The organism is Pseudomonas sp. FG13, assembly GCF_057809755.1.
The window spans coordinates 114933-133836 of the sequence record NZ_JBMDKO010000011.1 but is presented as its reverse complement, the minus strand read 5'-3'; the positions used below and the strand labels follow the sequence as shown (position 1 = coordinate 133836).

General features: G+C 63.6%; 16 protein-coding genes. 3 read left to right on the top strand and 13 right to left on the bottom strand.

Annotated elements, in window-relative coordinates:
• Positions 1-137 precede the first annotated feature (137 nt).
• The 5 genes from otnI to ltnD all read right to left on the bottom strand — a co-directional run bounded on the left by otnI (position 138) and on the right by ltnD (position 5416).
• Positions 138-920 (bottom strand): 2-oxo-tetronate isomerase, encoded by a 783-nt coding sequence (otnI, locus tag ACODTO_RS12520; RefSeq protein WP_489106516.1) that lies wholly within the window; start codon positions 918-920, stop codon positions 138-140.
• An 11-nt stretch (positions 921-931) separates the two neighbouring features.
• The gene (locus tag ACODTO_RS12515) at positions 932-2392 is read right to left on the bottom strand and encodes a GntT/GntP/DsdX family permease (protein ID WP_175386863.1); all 1461 of its coding nucleotides are present in this window, start codon (positions 2390-2392) and stop codon (positions 932-934) included.
• A 181-nt stretch (positions 2393-2573) separates the two neighbouring features.
• Positions 2574-3212, bottom strand: coding sequence for a 3-oxo-tetronate 4-phosphate decarboxylase (gene otnC / locus ACODTO_RS12510; protein ID WP_489106515.1), 639 nt, complete (start codon positions 3210-3212; stop codon positions 2574-2576).
• Complete coding sequence (otnK, locus tag ACODTO_RS12505) at positions 3209-4501, bottom strand: 3-oxo-tetronate kinase (protein WP_489106514.1); 1293 nt, start codon at positions 4499-4501, stop codon at positions 3209-3211. The genes otnC and otnK overlap by 4 nt, the downstream gene beginning before the upstream one ends.
• 9 nt (positions 4502-4510) lie before the next feature.
• Complete coding sequence (ltnD, locus tag ACODTO_RS12500) at positions 4511-5416, bottom strand: L-threonate dehydrogenase (protein ID WP_489106513.1); 906 nt, start codon at positions 5414-5416, stop codon at positions 4511-4513.
• A gap of 204 nt (positions 5417-5620) precedes the next feature.
• Between ltnD and ACODTO_RS12495 the strand changes: the two genes are divergently transcribed.
• The gene (locus ACODTO_RS12495; protein ID WP_489106512.1) at positions 5621-6727 is read left to right on the top strand and encodes an NAD(P)/FAD-dependent oxidoreductase; all 1107 of its coding nucleotides are present in this window, start codon (positions 5621-5623) and stop codon (positions 6725-6727) included.
• A gap of 315 nt (positions 6728-7042) precedes the next feature.
• Positions 7043-7519, top strand: a complete 477-nt coding sequence (locus ACODTO_RS12490; RefSeq protein WP_024779328.1) for a PA2171 family ribosome-binding persister protein — start codon at positions 7043-7045, stop codon at positions 7517-7519.
• Between the two features lie 52 nt (positions 7520-7571).
• Here ACODTO_RS12490 and ACODTO_RS12485 read toward each other — a convergent pair whose 3' ends face one another.
• From ACODTO_RS12485 to ACODTO_RS12455, 7 genes are all read right to left on the bottom strand, one after another.
• The gene (locus ACODTO_RS12485) at positions 7572-8450 is read right to left on the bottom strand and encodes a LysR family transcriptional regulator (RefSeq protein WP_139643846.1); all 879 of its coding nucleotides are present in this window, start codon (positions 8448-8450) and stop codon (positions 7572-7574) included.
• Between the two features lie 253 nt (positions 8451-8703).
• Positions 8704-9333: an isochorismate family cysteine hydrolase YcaC gene (ycaC, locus tag ACODTO_RS12480; RefSeq protein WP_024779330.1), complete on the bottom strand. Its 630-nt coding sequence runs from the start codon at positions 9331-9333 to the stop codon at positions 8704-8706.
• Positions 9334-9474: 141 nt separating this feature from the next.
• Positions 9475-11313, bottom strand: a complete 1839-nt coding sequence (locus tag ACODTO_RS12475) for an amidohydrolase (protein WP_139643851.1) — start codon at positions 11311-11313, stop codon at positions 9475-9477.
• 74 nt (positions 11314-11387) lie between these two features.
• On the bottom strand, positions 11388-12014 hold the full coding sequence (locus ACODTO_RS12470; protein ID WP_139643854.1) for an antibiotic biosynthesis monooxygenase: 627 nt from the start codon (positions 12012-12014) through the stop codon (positions 11388-11390).
• Positions 12007-12420 (bottom strand): DoxX family protein, encoded by a 414-nt coding sequence (locus ACODTO_RS12465; protein WP_139643856.1) that lies wholly within the window; start codon positions 12418-12420, stop codon positions 12007-12009. The genes ACODTO_RS12470 and ACODTO_RS12465 overlap by 8 nt, the downstream gene beginning before the upstream one ends.
• Positions 12417-13364, bottom strand: a complete 948-nt coding sequence (locus ACODTO_RS12460; RefSeq protein WP_041024342.1) for a LysR substrate-binding domain-containing protein — start codon at positions 13362-13364, stop codon at positions 12417-12419. Before ACODTO_RS12460 ends, ACODTO_RS12465 begins: the two co-directional genes overlap by 4 nt.
• 130 nt (positions 13365-13494) lie before the next feature.
• Positions 13495-14316: an alpha/beta fold hydrolase gene (locus ACODTO_RS12455; RefSeq protein ID WP_055129182.1), complete on the bottom strand. Its 822-nt coding sequence runs from the start codon at positions 14314-14316 to the stop codon at positions 13495-13497.
• Positions 14317-14671: 355 nt separating this feature from the next.
• Between ACODTO_RS12455 and ACODTO_RS12450 the strand changes: the two genes are divergently transcribed.
• Positions 14672-17476: an ATP-binding protein gene (locus ACODTO_RS12450; RefSeq protein ID WP_489106511.1), complete on the top strand. Its 2805-nt coding sequence runs from the start codon at positions 14672-14674 to the stop codon at positions 17474-17476.
• Here ACODTO_RS12450 and ACODTO_RS12445 read toward each other — a convergent pair.
• Entirely contained in the window at positions 17423-18886 is a 1464-nt protein-coding gene (locus tag ACODTO_RS12445; protein WP_139643861.1) for an ATP-binding protein, read from the bottom strand. The genes ACODTO_RS12450 and ACODTO_RS12445 overlap by 54 nt on opposite strands.
• Between the last annotated feature and the right edge of the window lie 18 nt (positions 18887-18904).

The window sequence follows — 18904 nt, the reverse complement described above, 5'->3', positions numbered from 1 at the left end:
GCTCGCTCCCACAGGGGATTGATGGCGAACGGGAATCTGGCGAACAGCCGAAATCTCTGTGGGAGCGAGCCTGCTCGCGATGGCAATGGATCAGTCAACATCAAAGCCGGCTGACCCACCACCATTTCTCACAGTTCCTAGAACGCTTTCCAGTCCCGCAGCCACTGCAGGCCGGCCGAGGTATCGCCACGGGGACGGTATTCGCAGCCGACCCAGCCGTCATAGCCCAGCTCGTCCAGCAATCCGAACAGGAACGGATAATGAACCTCCCCCAGGTCCGGCTCATGCCGATCCGGCACGCCGGCGATCTGGACATGCCCGATACCGCTGAAGTCGCGCCTGAGTTTGCTCGCCAGGTCGCCCTCGACGATCTGGCAGTGGTAGCAATCGAACTGGACCTTGAGGTTATCCGCCCCCACCTCCCGGCAAATGGCATGGGCCTGATCCTGACGATTGAGGAAAAAGCCCGGCATGTCCCGGGTGTTGATCGGCTCCAGCAACACCGTGATCCCGGCTTTCGCCGCCTGGGTCGTGGCGTAGGCGAGGTTTTCCAGGTACACGGCGTGGTGCCGGGCACGCTCGGCTTCGGACGGGAGCAAGCCCGCCATCACATGAATATTCGAGTTGCCGAGCACCGCGGCGTATTCCAGGGCACGCTCGAAGCCTTGACGAAATTCCTGCTCGCGCCCCGGCAACGTCGCCAGCCCCCGCTCCCCCGCCATCCAATCCCCGGGCGGGGCGTTGAACAGCGCCTGGACGAGGCCATGGTCATCCAGCCGCTGCTTGAGCACCTCGGGGCCGTACTCGTAGGGGAACAGGTATTCCACGGCATCGAAACCATCGGCCGCCGCGGCCGCGAAACGGTCGAGGAAATCATGTTGCGGGTAGAGCATGCTGAGATTGGCTGCGAAACGAGGCATACCGATATTCCTTAAACAAAAGGCCAGATCAACAAGGTGATACCGAAACCGAGTGTACCGAGCAGCGTAGTGATCACGGTCCAGGTGCGCAGGCCGTCCGCCACGTTGAGCCCTGCCAGTTTAGTGAAAATCCAGTAGCCGGCGTCGTTGATGTGAGACATCGCCAGCCCGCCACCGCCCATGGCCAGGCACAGCAGCGCCAGGTGATTGGGGGTCAGGCCGAGCGTCGCGATCAACGGACTGATGATACCGGCGGTGGTCACCAGCGCTACCGTGGTCGAACCTTGCACGGCGCGCAGCAGCATGGTCAGCAAAAAGCCCAGCGCCAGCACCGGCAACCCGGTGGTGCGCAACATCTCGGACACCACCGCACCGATCCCGGTGTCCACCAGCACCTTGCCAAAGACGCCACCGGCACCGGCGATCAGGATCACCATCGCCACCCCGGGCAACGCCGAGCCGATCACATCGGACACTTGGGTGCGACTCCAGCCTCGCCGTGAGCCCAACAGCCAGGCGCAAAGCAAGGTGTCGATCAGCAAGGCCACCAGCGGCGCACCCAGCACCGTCATGACACCACGAACCGTGGATTCCACCGGCAGCAGCGTGGTCGACAGCGTCCCCAGCAGGATCAGCACGATCGGCAACAGGATCAATCCCACAATCAGGCCGAACCCCGGTGGCGGCGCCGGTGGCAGCTTGGCGACCAGCGAGCCGGTGGACTCTTCCAGTCCCATATGGGACACCGCGACGGCGGCTTGCACCGGATCCCTGCCGTTGCCATTGCTCCAGGCGGCCAGGTCTTCGTTGGTGACGTGGGGGCCGTAGACTTCAGCGCGAATGTCGTCGGTCATCGGATAGAAGCGACGCGTCATGCGCCCTGCCACCTTATAGCCGACAAAACACAGAAAGGCGGTCAGCGGCAGGCCGAACATCAACACACGGCCCAGGTCGGCACCCAACTGGCTGGCCGCCGCCACGGCCCCTGGATGCGGCGGCAGGAACGCATGCACCGTGAGCAACGCCGCGCACATCGGCAAGGCGAACACCAGCAACGGCTTGCGGGCGCTGCGGGCCACACCATAGGCCAACGGCATGAGGATGATGACACCCACCTCGAAGAACACCGGCACGCCGATGATGAAACCGGCGATGGTCAGGGCCAGCGGTGTACGCCGGTTGCCAAAGCGTTCGATCAGGGTTTTCGCCAGGGCCTCGGCGCCGCCCGACAACTCGATGATGCGCCCGATCATCGCGCCCAGGGCGATGATGATTGCGATATGGCCGAGGGTCTTGCCCATACCGCCTTCAATGGTCGCCACCAGGTCGGCCGGTTTCACCCCGGCCACCAGCGCCACCAGGATGCTCACCAGCATCAGCGCCACGAACGGTTGGAACTTGTACTTGAGCACCAGGAACAGCAACAGCGCGATCCCGGCACCGGCCGTGATCATCAGGATGACCGGGCTCATGGGCGCGACCCTCCGGAGAGGATCGGGAGAACGCTTGCGCGACAAAAACTGCGATTGAAGTGGGTCATGGAGTGAATCCTGTTGTTATTGTTTTTTCAGCCAGCCCGCACGACACCGGTAGCGAGGGAATCAATCCCCTCGCCACTGGATGTGCAAGGCTTTGGTTCTTGTGGCGGATCCCTTACCAATCGGCGCCGAAGATAGCGCGCAGCTCATCCAGTGCCGCCTGATCGAGCGGCTCGGGCCTGGGATTGCTCATCAGCCAGAGCCGCGCGGTCTCTTCCAACTCTTCCAGGGCGTAGCTGGCCCGGGACACCGTACTTTCCCAGACCACCGGGCCCAGGCGTTCGAGCATCACGCCGCGAACCCGATTGGCCAGTTGCGCCACCTGCTCGGCCACGTTGGGCGAGCCGGGACGCTGGTAGCCGATCAACGGAATGTGCCCGACCTTCATCACCTGATAAGGCGTGAGCGGCGGCAAGATGTCGTCGGGCCGCCAGACCCCGGCCAGGGTCAGCGCCACCAGATGGGTGGAGTGGGTGTGCACCACGCCGCCGACCGTCGGGTTGCGGTCGTAGACCTGGCGATGCAACGCCAGGGTCTTGGACGGCTTGTGTCCGGACACCCAATCGCCGGCGGCATTGACCTTGGCAATGGCCGCTGGATCGAGATGTCCCAGGCAGGCATCGGTCGGCGTGATCAGCCAGCCATCGTCGAGCCGGGCGCTGATGTTGCCAGCGCTGCCGACGGTGTAGCCACGCTGATAGAGGCTCAGGCCGACTTCGCAGATCTCTTCGCGCAAGGCGCTTTCGGGGCTCATCGGGCGCCTCCGGCCAATTGCGCGAGGGCCTTGGCGAAGAAATCGCGACCGCCGAAATTGCCTGACTTGAGTGCCAGGGCCAGCGGTTCCGCGCCACTGCTGAGGGTGGCAGGCACACCCGGATCGATCTGCGCGCCGATCTGCAGCAACGTCACCTGCAGCGCCTTGACCACCGCGCCGGAGGTTTCGCCACCGGCAATCACGAAACGCCGTACACCTTGCTCGCGCAAACCCCGGGCGATCTCGCCCAAGGCGTTCTCCACCAGCGCACCGGCCCGACCAGCGCCCAACTGTTGCTGCACAGCCTTGACTTCATCGGCGCTGTTGGTGGCATAGATCAGCACGGTGTCCGCCGCGTCGCGGGCAAACGCCAGGGCTCGGGCGACCACCGGCTCACCAGCCGCCAACGCCACGGGATCGATGCGCAAGGCCGGCCGCCCAGCCTCGAGCCAGGCGGCCACTTGTCCATTGGTGGCGATTGACGCGCTGCCAGCCAAAACCACTTCACCGCCAGGAACCTGGGGCAGCGTCGACACATCGAAGTCCCTCAACTGGCCGGCTCGCCGGAAGTTGTCCGGCAGCCCCAGGGCCAGCCCGGAGCCGCCCGTCAGCAAGGGCAAGTCCGCGCAGGCCGCGCCGAGGGTGTACAGGTCCGCATCGGACAATGCGTCGGCGATGGCCATGCCGACGCCCTGGGCGCGCAACTCGGTCATCTTCGCCCGCACTGCATCCACGCCCTGGGCGACACTGTCGTAGCGCAACAGGCCAACCTCGAGGGAAGTCTGGGCTTGCAGCACACGCACCAGGTTGGCGTCGGTCATCGGCGTCAACGGGTGGTGTTGCATGCCCGACTCGTTCAGCAACTGGTCCTGCACGAACAGATGACCGCGGAAAATCGTCCGGCCGTTTTCCGGAAACGCCGGGCAAGCCAGGGTGAAATCACTGTCCAGGGCCTTGAGCAGGGCTTCGCTCACCTGGCCGATATTGCCCGCGGCGGTCGAATCGAAGGTCGAGCAGTATTTGAAGAAAATCTGCTGGCACCCCCGTTCACGCAGCCAGGCCAGCGCCGCGAGGGATTCATCGATGGCCTCGGCCACAGGCAGGGTCCGCGACTTGAGGGCAATCACGATCGCATCGGCCGCCAGGCCTTCAGCGTCTTCGGCACCGGGGATGCCGATGCTCTGCACCGTACGCATGCCGCCGCGCACCAGCATGTTGGCCAAGTCCGTGGCACCCGTGAAGTCGTCGGCAATGCAGCCCAGCAGCGGGCGCGCGTTGGAAGGGGTCATGGCGGCTCCTCAGATCGAATCGGGCCTGGCGGTCGGCAAGTCGATGCCCGGAAAAATCTTGATCACCGCCGAATCATCCTCCCGGCCGAAACCGGCGCTGGAGGCCTGCATGAACATCTGGTGCGCGGTGGCCGACAACGGCAACGGAAATTTGCTGACGCGGGCGGTATCGAGCACCAGGCCCAGATCCTTGACGAAGATGTCCACCGCCGACAGGGGCGTGTAGTCAGCCTTGAGGATGTGCGGCACGCGGTTTTCGAACATCCAGGAGTTGCCGGCGCTGTGGGTGATCACTTCGTACAACGCATCGGCATCCACGCCTTCACGCAGCCCCAGGGCCATGGCTTCGGCCGAGGCCGCGATGTGTACGCCGGCCAGCAATTGATTGATGATTTTGACTTTGGAACCCAGGCCGTGGACATCGCCCAGGCGATAGACCTTGCCCGCCATGCCCGCCAGGACCGCTTCGGCCTTGGCGTAGGCCGGCGCCGGGCCCGAGGTCATCATGGTCATCTCGCCAGCCGCAGCCTTGGCCGCGCCGCCGGAGATCGGCGCGTCGAGGTACAGCAGGCCAGTCTGCGCCAGGCGCTGGCCCAGCTCTACGGCGAAGGTCGGCGCCACGGTGGCACAACCGATAACCAGGCTGCCCTCGCGCAAGGCTTGCACGGCACCGTTCTCGCCAAACAACACCGTGTCGGTCTGCTCGGCGTTCACCACCACGGTGATGATCACATCGCATTGAGCCGCCATGTCGGCGGGTGATGCACAGGCCACCCCGCCCTCGCCGGCAAATTGTTCGGTGACGGCGGCACGCACATCGCAGGCATGCACATTGAAGCCTGCGCGCAGCAACGAGCGGGCAATGCCCAGGCCCATCGCGCCGAGACCAATCACACCGACATTCTTGTTATTCATGAGGCACTCCGGAAAAGACAACGAACCGTTCTGGTGGGTCTTGTAGCGAGTTTTGTCCTACAGGTTGGTTTCGATCATCCACCAATGAACAGATCTTGTGAAGTATTTTTTCAATCTAACATTTTTTAACATCACCATCGCACTTCACCCATTGCCCAGGCAGGACTACCCTGAAACGCCAGAGAGCCCTGAGGAGAGATGAGGTTGAGCGTCGATATCGAATGCGTGGTGGTGGGCGCGGGGGTCATCGGTCTGGCCGTGGCCCGGGAGATGGCCCAGGCCGGCCATGAGGTGCTGTTGATCGAAGCCGGCAGCGCCATCGGCATGGGCACCAGTTCGCGCAATTCCGAAGTCATCCATGCCGGCATCTACTACCCTCCGGGCAGCCTCAAGGCCCGGTTGTGCGTCGAAGGTCGGCACCGGCTGTACGCCTATTGCGAAAGCCACGGCGTGACGACTCGCCGGCTCGGCAAGCTGATCGTCGCCAAGGACCCGGCGCAGGTGGCCGGCCTCCAGGTCTTGCTGGAACGCGGCTTGACGAACGGCGTGGACGACTTGCGCCTGCTCGATCAGGAGCAGGCGTTGGCCCTGGAGCCGGCGCTGGCGTGTGTCGCCGCGTTGTATTCGCCTTCCACGGGCATTGTCGATTCCCATGCCTTGATGCTGGCCTTGCAAGGCGATGCCGAAGCGGCCGGCGCGAACCTGGCCTTCCACACGCCGTTGCTGGGGGTTCGCATCGGCGCGGGGCAGTTTCTGCTGGAGTTGGGTGGCACGGCCCAGATGAAGCTGTCCTGCCGCCGACTGATCAACGCCGCCGGCCTCCAGGCGCCCGCCCTCGCCCGTCGCATGGAGGGCCTGCCGGCGCAAACAGTGCCCCCCGACTATTTGTGCAAGGGCAATTACTTCAGCCTTGCCGGACGCGCGCCCTTCCGGCATCTGGTCTACCCGGCTCCGGAAGCCGCCGGGCTGGGCATCCACATGACCCTGGACCTGGCGGGCCAGGCCCGTTTCGGGCCTGACATCGAATGGGTCGAACACGAGGATTATCGGGTCGATCCGGCGCGCGCCGAAACCTTCTACCCGGCGATTCGCACTTACTGGCCCGACCTGCCCGACCACAGCCTGCAACCGGCCTACAGCGGCATCCGCCCGAAGATCTCCGCCCCCGGCGAACCCTCCCGCGACTTCCATATCAGTAGCGCCGCCGAGCACCAGGTACCTGGGCTGATCAACCTGTTCGGCATCGAATCGCCAGGGCTGACATCTTGCTTGGCGATTGCCGAGCGGGTGCGGCAATTGCTCGACGACTGAGCTGCAAAATCCTCTGTGGGAGCGAGCCTGCTCGCGATGAGGCCAGGCCAGTCGACTTCATCATTGGCTGAACGACCGCTATCGCGAGCAGGCTCGCTCCCACAAAGGGGTTCTCGGTCAGGCAACGCAAAGTGCAAGGCGCTTTGACCCCTCTTCATGCAGCCTGCACGATGATAAAAATGGCATCCATCTCAACCCATTGTTTTAAAAGAACTTTATAAAGCCACCTGGCTGGCACGGCCGATGCAATCCTTGGTTAACGCGACGTCGGCGCTTGAAGCCGGCGCGTAACCGTGAATTGCCGAGGAGCTGTATATGAACGCCATCGATCTGTTGAAAGCTGACCATGAACGCGTCAAAGGTATTCTGGCTCAACTGAGCGAATCCACCGAACGCGGCGTCAAGAAACGTACTGACCTGTTGGCGAAGCTGGAAATGGAAGTCACCATTCATACCCGGCTGGAAGAAGAGATCCTGTACCCGGCCTTCAAGCAAGCGGGGGGCAAGGACGAGGCCGAAATGTACTACGAGGCCAAGGAAGAACATCGCACGGTCGATTCACTGGTCCTGCCGGACCTGAAGGCCACCGATCCTTCCCAACCGGAATTTGCCGGCCGGGTGAAAGTGGTCAAGGAACTGCTTGAGCACCACATCGAAGAAGAAGAAAAAGAGATGTTCCCCCAAGCCAAGAAAGTACTGGGCAAAGCCAAGCTGGATGCCTTGGGTGAACAGATGGAAACCATGAAGGCGCAGTACAAGAAGGAACTGTCCGGCGCCAATATGGCCGCCTGATTGGTATCACGCAAGCTTTCAGCCGTCCGGTGGCGGCTGAAAGCTCAGCCACTCATTGCATGTGCTCACGTAGAAATTCCACCAGCGCTTGCACCGGGGGAGCGCTCTGGCGATGTTGCGGGTAGACCGCCGACAGGGCCAGGGGCTCGGTTTCGAAACCCTCCAGGACCTTGATCAGCCGTCCGTCCTTCAGCGCATCGCCGAGGATGAAGGTGGGGAGATAGGTAATACCCATGCCGGCAATCGCCGCATCCCGGAGCAGATCACCGTTGTTGGCGCGCATGCGCCCGGCGACTTCCAACACCAGCGGTTTACCCCCTCCTCCAAAACGCCATTGAACCTGACGGCTGTGACCATAGGGCAGGCAGTCATGGTTGCGCAGGTCTTCGGGGCGCAAGGGTGTGCCGCGTTGCGCCAGATATGACGGGCTGGCGCAGTAGACCCGGTCGATGGTTGCGATGCGGCGGGCGATCAAGGTCGAATCCTCCAGCACCCCGATCCGTAGCGCGAGGTCGTAGCCCTCCCCCAGCAAATCCACCGAACGGTCACTCAGGTCCACTTCGACGCTGACCTGCGGATAACGCTCCAGGAACAACGGCAGCAGACTGCCCAGGTGCGCCACGGCAAAAGACAGCGGTGCGCTGAGCCGAAGGGTGCCGCGAGGCTCGCTGGTCTGTCCGCTGATGCCCAGCTCCACCTGTTCGATTTCGCTGAGCAGACGCAAGGCGGCCTCGTAATAGCGCTGGCCCAACGGGGTGACATCCAGCCGCCGCGTCGAACGGTTGAGCAGACGAACCCCCAGCCGCTGTTCCAGCTCCATGAGCTTTCGGCTGACGAATTGCTTGGACAACCCCAACTGGTCCGCCGCCGCCGTGAAGCTGCCCGACTCCATGACCTGGGCAAAAATGCGCATTTCTTCGAAGGGGTTCATTGTCACTCCAGAGGTGGACAGTGAGGGAGTTCAGTTGAGCATTGTGGTCGGGGTGAGACAGGTTGGGAAGGGTTGAATGGGCTGACGCCATCGCGAGCAGGCTCGCTCCCACAGGGGATTCGGGCGTTTCAAGAGACATGTCCACCACAAAACCCATGTGGGAGCGAGCCTGCTCGCGATGGCGGCCTGTCAGTCGACCAAAAACCAAAACGCCCGCACAAGGCGGGCGTCGTCCAGCAACAACCACTGAAGCTTACTTGGCAGTCAGCGCCGCGTAGCTGTTCATCAGGTTGCGGTAGTTCGGAATGCGCTGGGACAGCAGGTTGCCCAGGCCTTCAATGTCGTTGCGCCAGTCGCGGTGCAGTTCGCAAGCCACCGAGAACCAGTTCATCAGTTGCGCGCCGGCAGCGCTCATGCGAGCCCAGGAGGCCTGCTGCACGGTTTCGTTGAAGGTGCCCGAGGCGTCGGTGACGACGAACACGTCGAAACCTTCGGCCAGCGCCGACAAGGTCGGGAATGCCACGCAGACATCGGTCACCACGCCAGCGATGATCAGTTGCTTGCGGCCGGTGGCCTTGATCGCCTTGACGAAGTCTTCGTTGTCCCAGGCATTGATCTGGCCTGGACGCGGGATGTACGGCGCGTCCGGGAACATTTCCTTGAGCTCCGGCACGAGCGGGCCGTTAGGGCCTTTTTCGAAGCTGGTGGTCAGGATGGTCGGCAGACCGAAGAACTTCGCCAGGTCGGCCAGGGCCAGCACGTTGTTCTTGAACTCGTTGGGCGAGAAGTCCTGGACCAGGGAGATCAGACCCGTCTGGTGATCGACCAGCAGGACGACTGCATCATCTTTGTTCAGGCGGTTGTAGACAGGGGCATTGCTCATGGGATGACTCCTTATACATGGTTGTTACAAATCCTGTGGGAGCGAGCCTGCTCGCGAAGCGGTGTGCCTGTTGCGAAGGTGTCGGATGCGCCGACGTCTTCGCGAGCAGGCTCGCTCCCACAGGGGGGATGTTGATGTCTGTCAGAACGCGAAGCAGGAACAGCCAAACGCGCCCCAGAAGCCTTGGAAATCGCTGACCGGGACGTTCGACAGCCGCGCCCGCTCATGGCTATGGGAATGCACCGTGCAAGGACCGCTGCACTGGTGAACCTGGGCCTGCAACGGCGAAGTCGGGCGCCAGTGACCTGGCACCTTGACCACCGGTGACCAGTCCGGCAGCACCGGGACGCTGGCAGGGCCGAGTTTTTCGAAGTCACCGGCGGCGTACACCACCTTGCCGTCGACCACCGTCAGCACGGACTCGATCCACTTGATGGCTTCTTCCTCGACGCTGAAGAAGTCGGCGCTCAGTGCCGCCAGGTCCGCCAACTGGCCGACCTTGATCTGGCCCTTCTTGCCCTGCTCCGAGGAGAACCAGGCGCTGCCATGGGTGAACAGCTCCAGCGCGGTCAGGCGCGGCAGGCCTTCTTCGTGCAGCGCCAGGCCACCGACCGTGCGACCGCTGACCATCCAGTACAGCGAGGTCCAGGGGTTGTAGCTCGATACCCGGGTGGCATCGGTGCCGGCACCCACTGGTACGCCTTCGGCCAGCATGCGCTTGATCGGCGGCGTCGCTTCGGCGGCCTTGGCGCCGTAGCGGTCGACAAAGTATTCGCCCTGGAAGGCCATGCGGTCCTGGATGGCAATGCCGCCGCCCAGTGCACGGACCCGCTCGATGTTCTGCGGGGTGATGGTTTCGGCGTGGTCGAAGAACCATGGCAGGCCGTTGAACGGGATGTCACGGTTGACCTTCTCGAACACGTCGAGCATGCGGCTGATGGACTCGTTGTAGGTGGCATGCAGGCGGAACGGCCAACGCTGCTCCACCAGGTGCCGCACCACGGGCTCCAGGTCCTGCTCCATGCCAGGCGGCAGGTCCGGACGCGGTTCGAGGAAGTCTTCGAAATCCGCCGCCGAGAACACCAGCATTTCACCGGCGCCGTTGTGCCGCAGGAAATCATCGCCCTGGTGCAGCTTGACGCTGCCGGTCCAGTTCTTGAAGTCGCTGAGTTCTTCCTTGGGCTTCTGGGTGAACAGGTTGTAGGCGATGCGCACCGTCAACTGTTCTTCCCGGGCCAGCTGCTCGATCACCGCGTAGTCGTCGGGGTAATTCTGGAAACCACCGCCGGCGTCGATGGCACTGGTCAGCCCCAGGCGATTGAGTTCACGCATGAACTGGCGAGTGGAATTGACCTGGTACTCCAGCGGCAACTTCGGCCCCTTGGCCAACGTCGAGTAGAGGATCATCGCGTTGGGACGCGCCACCAGCATGCCGGTGGGTTCACCCTTGCTGTCGCGCACGATCTCGCCGCCCGGCGGGTTCGGCGTGTCACGGGTATAGCCGGCCACCCGCAACGCGGCGCGGTTGAGCAAGGCGCGGTCATACAGGTGCAACACGAACACCGGGGTGTCGGGGGCGGCCTGGTTGAGTTCTTCCAGGGTCGGCATGCGTTTTTCGGCGAACTGGAATTCGTTCCAGCCGCCCACCACACGTACCCATTGCGGCGTCGGCGTACGGTCGGCCTGGTCCTTGAGCATGCGCAGGGCATCGGCCAGGGACGGCACGCCTTCCCAACGCAGTTCGAGGTTGTAGTTCAGGCCACCGCGGATCAGGTGCAGGTGCGAGTCGTTAAGCCCGGGGATGACGGTGCGGCCCTTGAGGTCGATGACCTGGGTACTGCCGCCACGCAAGGCCATGGCCTCGGCGTCGGTGCCCACGACAACGAACTTGCCCTGGCTGATGGCCACGGCGCTGGCCCGGGGCTTTTCCCGGTCGACGGTGTGGAACTGGCCATTGAACAGAATCAGATCGGCGTTCATAGGGTTCTCCTTCAACTATCAAAAAATGTGTGGCTAGGGAGCTGGTTGTGACTAGGCACAACGGCTCGACAAGCTCAGGATTCCAAATGCTCGTGTGCTGTCGAGGCTTGCAGCCAGGGTGCGAACAGACGGGTCGCCAGCGGCATGCACACGTAACAGACCGAGAGCACGATGGTCAGGGTGATCAGGAACGTGGCAACGACGTAGTTGGAAAGAAATGCGTTGAGTTGCAGCACGGGCCCCCAGATCAGCGGCACCAACAAGGTGTGCGGCAGGATGACCAACAGCGTCACCACGGCCTGCTTCCAGCGCGGTGGCGGCGTGGAGGCGTCGGCCAGCGGGGCGAACCAGAACTCCTTGTGGGACGCGACCTCGGTCTGGTCACCATCGGCCAGCAACGGCGTGGCCTCTTCCACCAGCTCGCGGCGCTCGGGCGAATCGAGCCAGCGCTGCATGGCCTCGGTGGAACAGAAGCGCAGCACGCAAGTGAACAGCGACAACCCGCCCTGCTTGCCTCGCACCACATCCACGCCCAGGTGTCCCGGCCAACTGCCGGCCACGGTCACGATGCGTCGCAACCAGGCCTCATAGGCCGCGTCCTGGCCGGCCTTGACCCGGTGCTTGACGATCAGGGTCACGATTTCGTCGAAGCCAGGTGTGGCAGCACCCGTTGTGGGCTCGACAGCTTGAGATTCAGACATGGCGTAACACTCCGGTAAAACGCGCATTCAGCGCCAGGCGGCCCGGCCCGGCGATGAACACAGTGGTAAAGATGATCAGCAGCAGCCAGCCGAACTGCCCTTCTTCGAGGCTCCATTGCGGGTGAACCACCCACAGCGCAACCGCCAACAGGAACAGGATGGGCAGGCACGCGAGGCGCACCAGGACACCGACGGCGATCAGCAACGGGCACAGCACTTCGGCGAAGATCGCCAACATCAGGGTAAGGCTCGCCCCCAAGTGAAACGGGTCTTCGATGCGGGTCAGCTCGTCGCTGTAGTGCAGCCACTTCGGCAACCCGTGGACCCATAGCAGAAACAGCGCGCCACTGAGGCGCAGGAACAGCAGTCCCCAGTCCTGCAGGGTACGTTCGTCGGTGACGTTCATCGGTGTGCTCCGTCCGGGTCCGCATAGGCAGCGGCCGGCAATGATTGGGACATGTGGGTGGCAATGCGCGAGCGCAGCCAGCGCTCGGCCGGGTCGTTGTCATGCACGCCACTCCAGACCATCGACAGCTCGGCCGCGTTGATCTCGAACGGTGGATCCTCGGCCCGCAACGCGCAGCCTTCCACCAGCGCGCAGGCCGCGTAGTCGGGCACGGTGGCAATCAGTTCGGTGCCGGCCAACAACGCCCGCAAGCCACTGAACTGCGGGACGCCCAACACCACTTTGCGGGTCCGGCCAATACGCGCCAGGTCCAGGTCGATGTTGCCGCTCAGGTCCCCCGAGAACGACACCATGGCGTGGGGACGCGCGCAGTACTCGTCCAGGGTCAGCGGGCCCGGACGCTTGTCGCCGCGCAAGACCTTGCAGGGGATGTCCCGCAGTTTCTTGCGCTTGGCGTTGGCCGGCAGATCGGTGGTGTAGCTGACCCCGACGCTGATTTCCCCGCTGCCCAGCAACGACGACATCAGCAGGTAATTGGCCCGGCGCACCACCACGATGATGCCCGGCGCTTCTTCGCGCAGTTGGCTCAGCAACGGCGGGAACAGGCCGAACTCGGCGTCGTCCGACAGGCCGATGCGAAACACGTCGCAACTGGTGGACGGATCGAACGCCTTGGCCCGGCTGACCGCGCCGGAAATCGTGTCCATGGCCGGTTGCAGCTCACGCAGGATCGCCATGGCCCGAGGCGTCGGCTCCATGCCGCGACCGTGGCGGATCAGCAGCGGATCATCGAACAGATCCCGCAACCGCCCCAGCGCCGCGCTCACGGCAGGCTGGCCCATGAACAGCTTTTCAGCGACGCGGGTCAGGTTCTTTTCGAACATCAACGCCTCGAAGATCACCAGCAGGTTCATGTCAAGACGGCGTAAATCGTTGCGATTCATCGATTAGGATCCTGTGGAATACCATCCTGTGGGAGCGAGCCTGCTCGCGAAGCGTCGACACATCCGACGTCGTCACAAGCTGACCCACCGCTATCGCGAGCAGGCTCGCTCCCACAGGTTCTATGCTCGATCAGCCTCGGATGAACGCCAGCAGGTCGGCGTTCAGTCGATCCTTGTGGGTGTCGGTCAAGCCGTGGGGCGCGCCGGGGTAGACCAGCAGTTGCGAGTGCTTGAGCAGTTTGGCGGCTGCAATGCCGGCGGCTTCGATGGGGACCACCTGGTCGTCATCGCCATGGACCACGAGGGTCGGCACGTCGATGTTGCGCAGGTCTTCGGAAAGATCAGTCTCCGAGAACGCCTTGATGCAGTCGTACGTGTTCTTGTGGCCGGCGAGCATGCCTTGCATCCAGAACCAGTCGATCATGCCTTGGGACACCTTGGCACCCGGACGGTTGGCGCCGAAAAACGCGCTGGCCACATCCTTGTATAGCTGAGAACGGTCGGCCAGGGAGGCCTGGCGGAAACCGTCGAACACTTCGATGGGCAGGCCACCCGGGTTGGCCGGGGTCCTGAGCATCAACGGCGTCACTGCCGAGATCAGCCCGAGCTTGGCGACGCGAGCGGCGCCATGACGGCCGATATAGCGTGCCACTTCACCACCGCCGGTCGAGAAACCGAGCAGTACGGCGTCCTTCAGGTCCAGCCGCTCGATCAGCTCGGCCAGGTCATCGGCGTAGGTGTTCATGTCATTGCCGTCCCAAGGCTGGCTGGAGCGCCCATGCCCACGACGGTCGTGGGCGATCACCCGGTAACCGTTGGACGCCAGGAACATCATCTGCGCCTCCCAACTGTCCGAGTTCAACGGCCAGCCATGACTGAAGACAACCGGCTGACCACTGCCCCAATCCTTGTAGTAGATCTCGGTGCCGTCGCGGGTGATGAAGGTGCTCATGACATGACTTCCTTGAGAGGGGGGGAGGTCTCCATGGTCGTGTCAGAGGGGGTGTATGCGTGAGTTAAACGTTGTTAATTTTTTTGATTGAGGGCAGGACTGTGGTGCTTTTTGTGGCGAGGGGATTTATCCCCGCTGGGCTGCGAAGCAGTCCCAAGACTGACGCCTCGGTGTGTCAGTTTTAATGGACATCAAGCGTTTGGGGCCGCTTTGCAGCCCAGCGGGGATAAATCCCCTCGCCACAGGGTGTCTCACTGCGGGCTATGAGAGAAGGCTCTAACCGTTGCACCTGAAGCCAAACCTGAGGAATATGCTCGGATATGCCTTTTGCACCAGACCAGACGTTGAGAACACGATGAACCACCCCAGCGCCCTGCCCGTCGAACAGACCGTGCATTTCGGCCCTTACCACGTCCATCCTCGCCAGCGCTTGGTGCTGGAGGGCGGGCAGCCGTTGCGCCTTGGGCGACGGGCGGTAGAGATCCTGCTGGTGCTGCTCGAGCACGCCGGAGAGGTGGTGAGCAAGCAACAGCTGATCGCCCGTGTCTGGCCCAGGAGTGTCGTGGAAGACACCAACCTGCGAGTGCATGTCGCGGCATTGCGCAAGGCGCTGGGGGATGGCCAGGCCGGGCAGCGTTACATCGTCACCGTGGCCCAGCGCGGCTACAGTTTTGTCGCGCCGGTGTCGACCGCGCCCCTCGCCCCCATGGCGGATATTGCGCCTGCGTCACCGACCCACAACCTGCCACCCCGTCGCAACCGGATGATCGGCCGCCAGGCGGTGTTGGAAAGCCTGGTGACCCACCTGCCGCGCAAACGCTTCATCACCCTGGTCGGGACCGGTGGCATCGGCAAGACCACTGTGGCCCTGCGGGTCGCCGAGCGGCTGATCGATCACTACCGCGACGGCACTTATCTGCTAGACCTGTCATTGCTCAACGAGCCGGCCTCGATCATGCCGGAGCTGTGCGCGCTGCTGGATCTGCCACAGCCGGACAGCGATCCGCTGGCGACCATCGCGCGACAGCTCAAGGACCGACATCTATTGCTGGTGATCGATAATTGCGAACACCTGATCGACGCCATCGCCCAGCTCTGCGAAACCCTGCTGCGCGGTGCCCCGCACCTGCATATCCTGGCGACCAGCCGTGAAGGCCTGCGCGCCGAGGGCGAACACGTACAGCGCCTGGACGCCCTGGCCTGCCCGCCCCGGGAGACCCCCATCGAAGGCTACCCGGCCCTCGAATACCCGGCCCTGCAACTGTTCGCCGAGCGAGCGATGGCCAGCCAGGACGACTTCGAGCTGACCGACCGCGAGGTGCCCTTGGTGGCAGACATCTGCCAGCGACTGGACGGGATTCCCCTGGCCATCGAACTGGCCGCCGCGCAAGTGGGCCGCTTCGGGCTGGAAGCGCTTCACCGACAACTGCAAGGCAGCGTCGCCCAGCTCCACAACGACAGCGACGTTGCGCCGCGCCAGCAAACCCTGCGCGCTACGCTGGATTGGAGCTTCGCACTGCTCACCGTGTGCGAGCAGATCTGCCTGCGACGGTTGTCAACGTTCATGGGCAGCTTCAACCTGACGTCGGCAGCCGCGGTGATCATCGGACCACATGTCGCGCCCGACCAGGTGCTGGTGTCGATCAGCCAACTGGTGGCCAAATCCCTGCTCAACGTCGAAGTCGGCGATGAAGAGGTGCGCTATCGCCTGCTGGACACCACCCGCAGTTATGCCCTGGAAAAACTGGTCGAAGCCGGCGAACTGGCAGCCAGCCAGGAACGCCATGCCGAGCGCTGCCTGGCCCTGATGGAGCAAGCCGAGCAGGATTGGGAAAACACCGCCACGCCAGTGTGGATCGCGCGCTACGCCGCCTATCGCGATGACATCCGCGCGGCCCTCGATCGCGGGTTGGGCCCGCACGGTTCCCATCAGGTGGCCATCCGCTTGACCGCCAGCACCCTGCCCCTCTGGCAGGAGCTGTCATTGCTCAAGGAGCATGGGCTTTACGTCAATAAGGCGCTGCAATTACTACGGGCCGCCCCGTCGCCATGCCCCAGGCTGAGCCTCGCTTTGGAATTGGCCCACGCCAGTTTCAACTACCACACCGAGGGCGGTACGCCGGCCACGATCCGCGCCTTCGTCACCGCCCGGCAGCTGGCGCAACAATGCCAGAACCGCGCCGGCGAGCTCCGGGCGGTGTCGGGGCACATGGCGGTCAACCTCAGTTGCGGCTATTACCAGCAGGCGCTGGAACAAAGCCAGGACTTCGACCGGCTGGGCACCCTGGGCGATCCGCTCCTGTCTTTGAGCGCCCAACGCCTGCGGGTGCTGGCGCTGCACTTTGCCGGCGACCAGGGCGCGGCCCGACAAGATGCCGAACAGGTCATCCAGCGCCTGGCCCAGAGCGGCCACCTCAGCCGCTTCACCCACGGCTTCGGCGTGCAATACGACCAGAGCGTAGCGTCGCTGACCACCCTGGCACGCATACTCTGGCTACAAGGCTTTGCCGAAAAAGCCCGGCGGGCCGCCAATCTCGCCCTGCAAATTGCCTTGCAAATCAATCACGGCACCTCGATCTGCTACACCCTCGCGCTGGCCGGTTGCGTGATTGCACGCTACAACGGCGATCATTCAGTCGCGCGGGAAAGGCTCGATCTGTTGCGACACCAGGCCAACAAACATTCGGTAATGCTGTTTCATAGCTGGGCCCGCCACTACGACGCTGCGTTCAATGACGCGCCCCTCGAGGCGAATCCGGTCAACGGTCTGATCCAGGACATTGTCGTGACCCTGCGTGCCGATCAGGTCAGCGCCGAGCAACTCGATCGCGCCCATAGCGGCGCCGCGGGCTGGTGCACAGCCGAGATCCTGCGGGCCGGGGCGCAGGCCTTGTTGGCACGCAACGACCCGACCCTCGACGAGCGCGCCGAAGAACAGCTGGTGACCGCCCTGGGCGTGGCACGCGGTCAGGGTGCCCTGGCCTGGGAGCTGCGCAGCGCCACGACCCTGGCGCGACTATGGCAACGCCAGGGCCGGGAACGGGCCGCACAAGAATTGCTCGAGCCGATCTATCGACGCTTCACCGAAGGCTTCGATACCCCAGACCTAGTGGAGGCCGACGCGCTGCTCCAGACGTTGTCTCAACGGTGCGAGACTTGAATGGACAGGCTTCCATGCGTTCTGCAGCGCATGACGCCGATGATACAAATGCCATTGGCCACTGCGCCGCAGCTTTTCCACGGCATAGGCACGCGTGGTGTGGAGCCAGTGGAAACGCACCCCATTGGCGCAGGGTTCGACTCTCAACAGAGACTGCTGGGCCAGCCGTGACAGCAGCCAGGGCAACTGCCCGACACCCAGTTCCGGACAACTGATCACCGCAATGGCCGCCTTGGCGGTAAAAGGCCGGTCGAACACCGCGAGGCGCTGGAATACCAGCCGCTCGGGGGGGCTCAAACGCTCGAAACTCCAGTCCAGCAAGGCCTCCAGGCTCCGGTGACGGGGCACGGCCGTGCGCCGGCCAAAGCTCAGGAGCGACAGTCCGAAGTCCAGTTGTTCCAGTACACCCGCCACGCCCAAGACACAGACCTGGGCTGCCGCCAGCTCCAGGGCCAGCGGTAAACCGTCCAGGCGCTGGCAGATTTGCGCAATCGCCACCAGGTCGCGGTCGCTGGGTTTGAAACCTTGCTGCCGGGCGCCAACCCGTTCCACCAGCAACTGTACCGCTGGGCATGCCTGTAATTGATGCTCGGGCTCAAGGGGCGATGCCACCGTCAGGCCTGGCAGTTGCAGGACGCGCTCATCGGTGAGGTTCAGCGGCTCGCGACTGCTCAACAACAGCGACACGCCCGGTGCCGACGCTCGCAACGCCAAGGCCAGTTCACGACAGGCCTCAAGCAGATGTTCGCAGCCGTCGAGCACCAGCAGCAGCCGACGATGTTCGAGTTGCCGGCCCAGGGCCTCGGGCGCCAGGCCCAGCGTACAAGCAATCCGCGCCCGTACCTGGCAAGGCTCGGTGATGGCCGCCAGGTCGACGAACCACGCCCCGTCGTCAAAGTGTTCCAGCAACAGCTCCGCGACCCGCAGCACCACGGTGGACTTACCAACGCCGCCCGGGCCGACCACGGTGGTTAGGCCCTGGCGCGGCACCTCGACCAGCAACCGGCCCAGCACTTTATCGCGGCCGATCACCGGGCTCAGCCGTGCAGGCAGGTTGTGCTTTTCGCCTCTGGACGAAGCCAGCGGCGCGGCAAAGCAATAGCCACGTCGCGGATCGTTGAGGATGTACCGGCAGCCGTCCCGCCCGTCACCGAACGCCCGCCGCAATGCCGCAATGTGCACCCGCAGGTTGATGTCTTCCACCACATTGTCCGGCCAGACCTCGGCGATGAGCGCTTGCTTGCTGATATAGCTGCCGGCGTGATCCACCAGGACCTGGAGAACGTCCAGCGCCCGTCCGCCCAAGCTGAGGGGTTCGCCATCTCGGGTGACGAGCCGCTGCTGCCGGTAGAAGGCAAACGGGCCGAAGCCCACCGCCGGTTCGGTATCGGGTTTGACGAAACTGTTCATGGTGATCCAGCGCCAAAG

Excerpts from the sequence above, each read along its gene's own strand:
- otnI (WP_489106516.1), bottom strand. The coding sequence starts at position 920 with ATGCCTCGTTTCGCAGCCAATCTCAGCATGCTCTACCCGCAACATGAT.
- ACODTO_RS12515 (WP_175386863.1), bottom strand. The coding sequence starts at position 2,392 with ATGAGCCCGGTCATCCTGATGATCACGGCCGGTGCCGGGATCGCGCTG.
- otnC (WP_489106515.1), bottom strand. The coding sequence starts at position 3,212 with ATGAGCCCCGAAAGCGCCTTGCGCGAAGAGATCTGCGAAGTCGGCCTG.
- otnK (WP_489106514.1), bottom strand. The coding sequence starts at position 4,501 with ATGACCCCTTCCAACGCGCGCCCGCTGCTGGGCTGCATTGCCGACGAC.
- ltnD (WP_489106513.1), bottom strand. The coding sequence starts at position 5,416 with ATGAATAACAAGAATGTCGGTGTGATTGGTCTCGGCGCGATGGGCCTG.
- ACODTO_RS12490 (WP_024779328.1), top strand. The coding sequence starts at position 7,043 with ATGAACGCCATCGATCTGTTGAAAGCTGACCATGAACGCGTCAAAGGT.
- ACODTO_RS12485 (WP_139643846.1), bottom strand. The coding sequence starts at position 8,450 with ATGAACCCCTTCGAAGAAATGCGCATTTTTGCCCAGGTCATGGAGTCG.
- ycaC (WP_024779330.1), bottom strand. The coding sequence starts at position 9,333 with ATGAGCAATGCCCCTGTCTACAACCGCCTGAACAAAGATGATGCAGTC.
- ACODTO_RS12475 (WP_139643851.1), bottom strand. The coding sequence starts at position 11,313 with ATGAACGCCGATCTGATTCTGTTCAATGGCCAGTTCCACACCGTCGAC.
- ACODTO_RS12470 (WP_139643854.1), bottom strand. The coding sequence starts at position 12,014 with ATGTCTGAATCTCAAGCTGTCGAGCCCACAACGGGTGCTGCCACACCT.
- ACODTO_RS12465 (WP_139643856.1), bottom strand. The coding sequence starts at position 12,420 with ATGAACGTCACCGACGAACGTACCCTGCAGGACTGGGGACTGCTGTTC.
- ACODTO_RS12460 (WP_041024342.1), bottom strand. The coding sequence starts at position 13,364 with ATGAATCGCAACGATTTACGCCGTCTTGACATGAACCTGCTGGTGATC.
- ACODTO_RS12455 (WP_055129182.1), bottom strand. The coding sequence starts at position 14,316 with ATGAGCACCTTCATCACCCGCGACGGCACCGAGATCTACTACAAGGAT.
- ACODTO_RS12450 (WP_489106511.1), top strand. The coding sequence starts at position 14,672 with ATGAACCACCCCAGCGCCCTGCCCGTCGAACAGACCGTGCATTTCGGC.
- ACODTO_RS12445 (WP_139643861.1), bottom strand. The coding sequence starts at position 18,886 with ATGAACAGTTTCGTCAAACCCGATACCGAACCGGCGGTGGGCTTCGGC.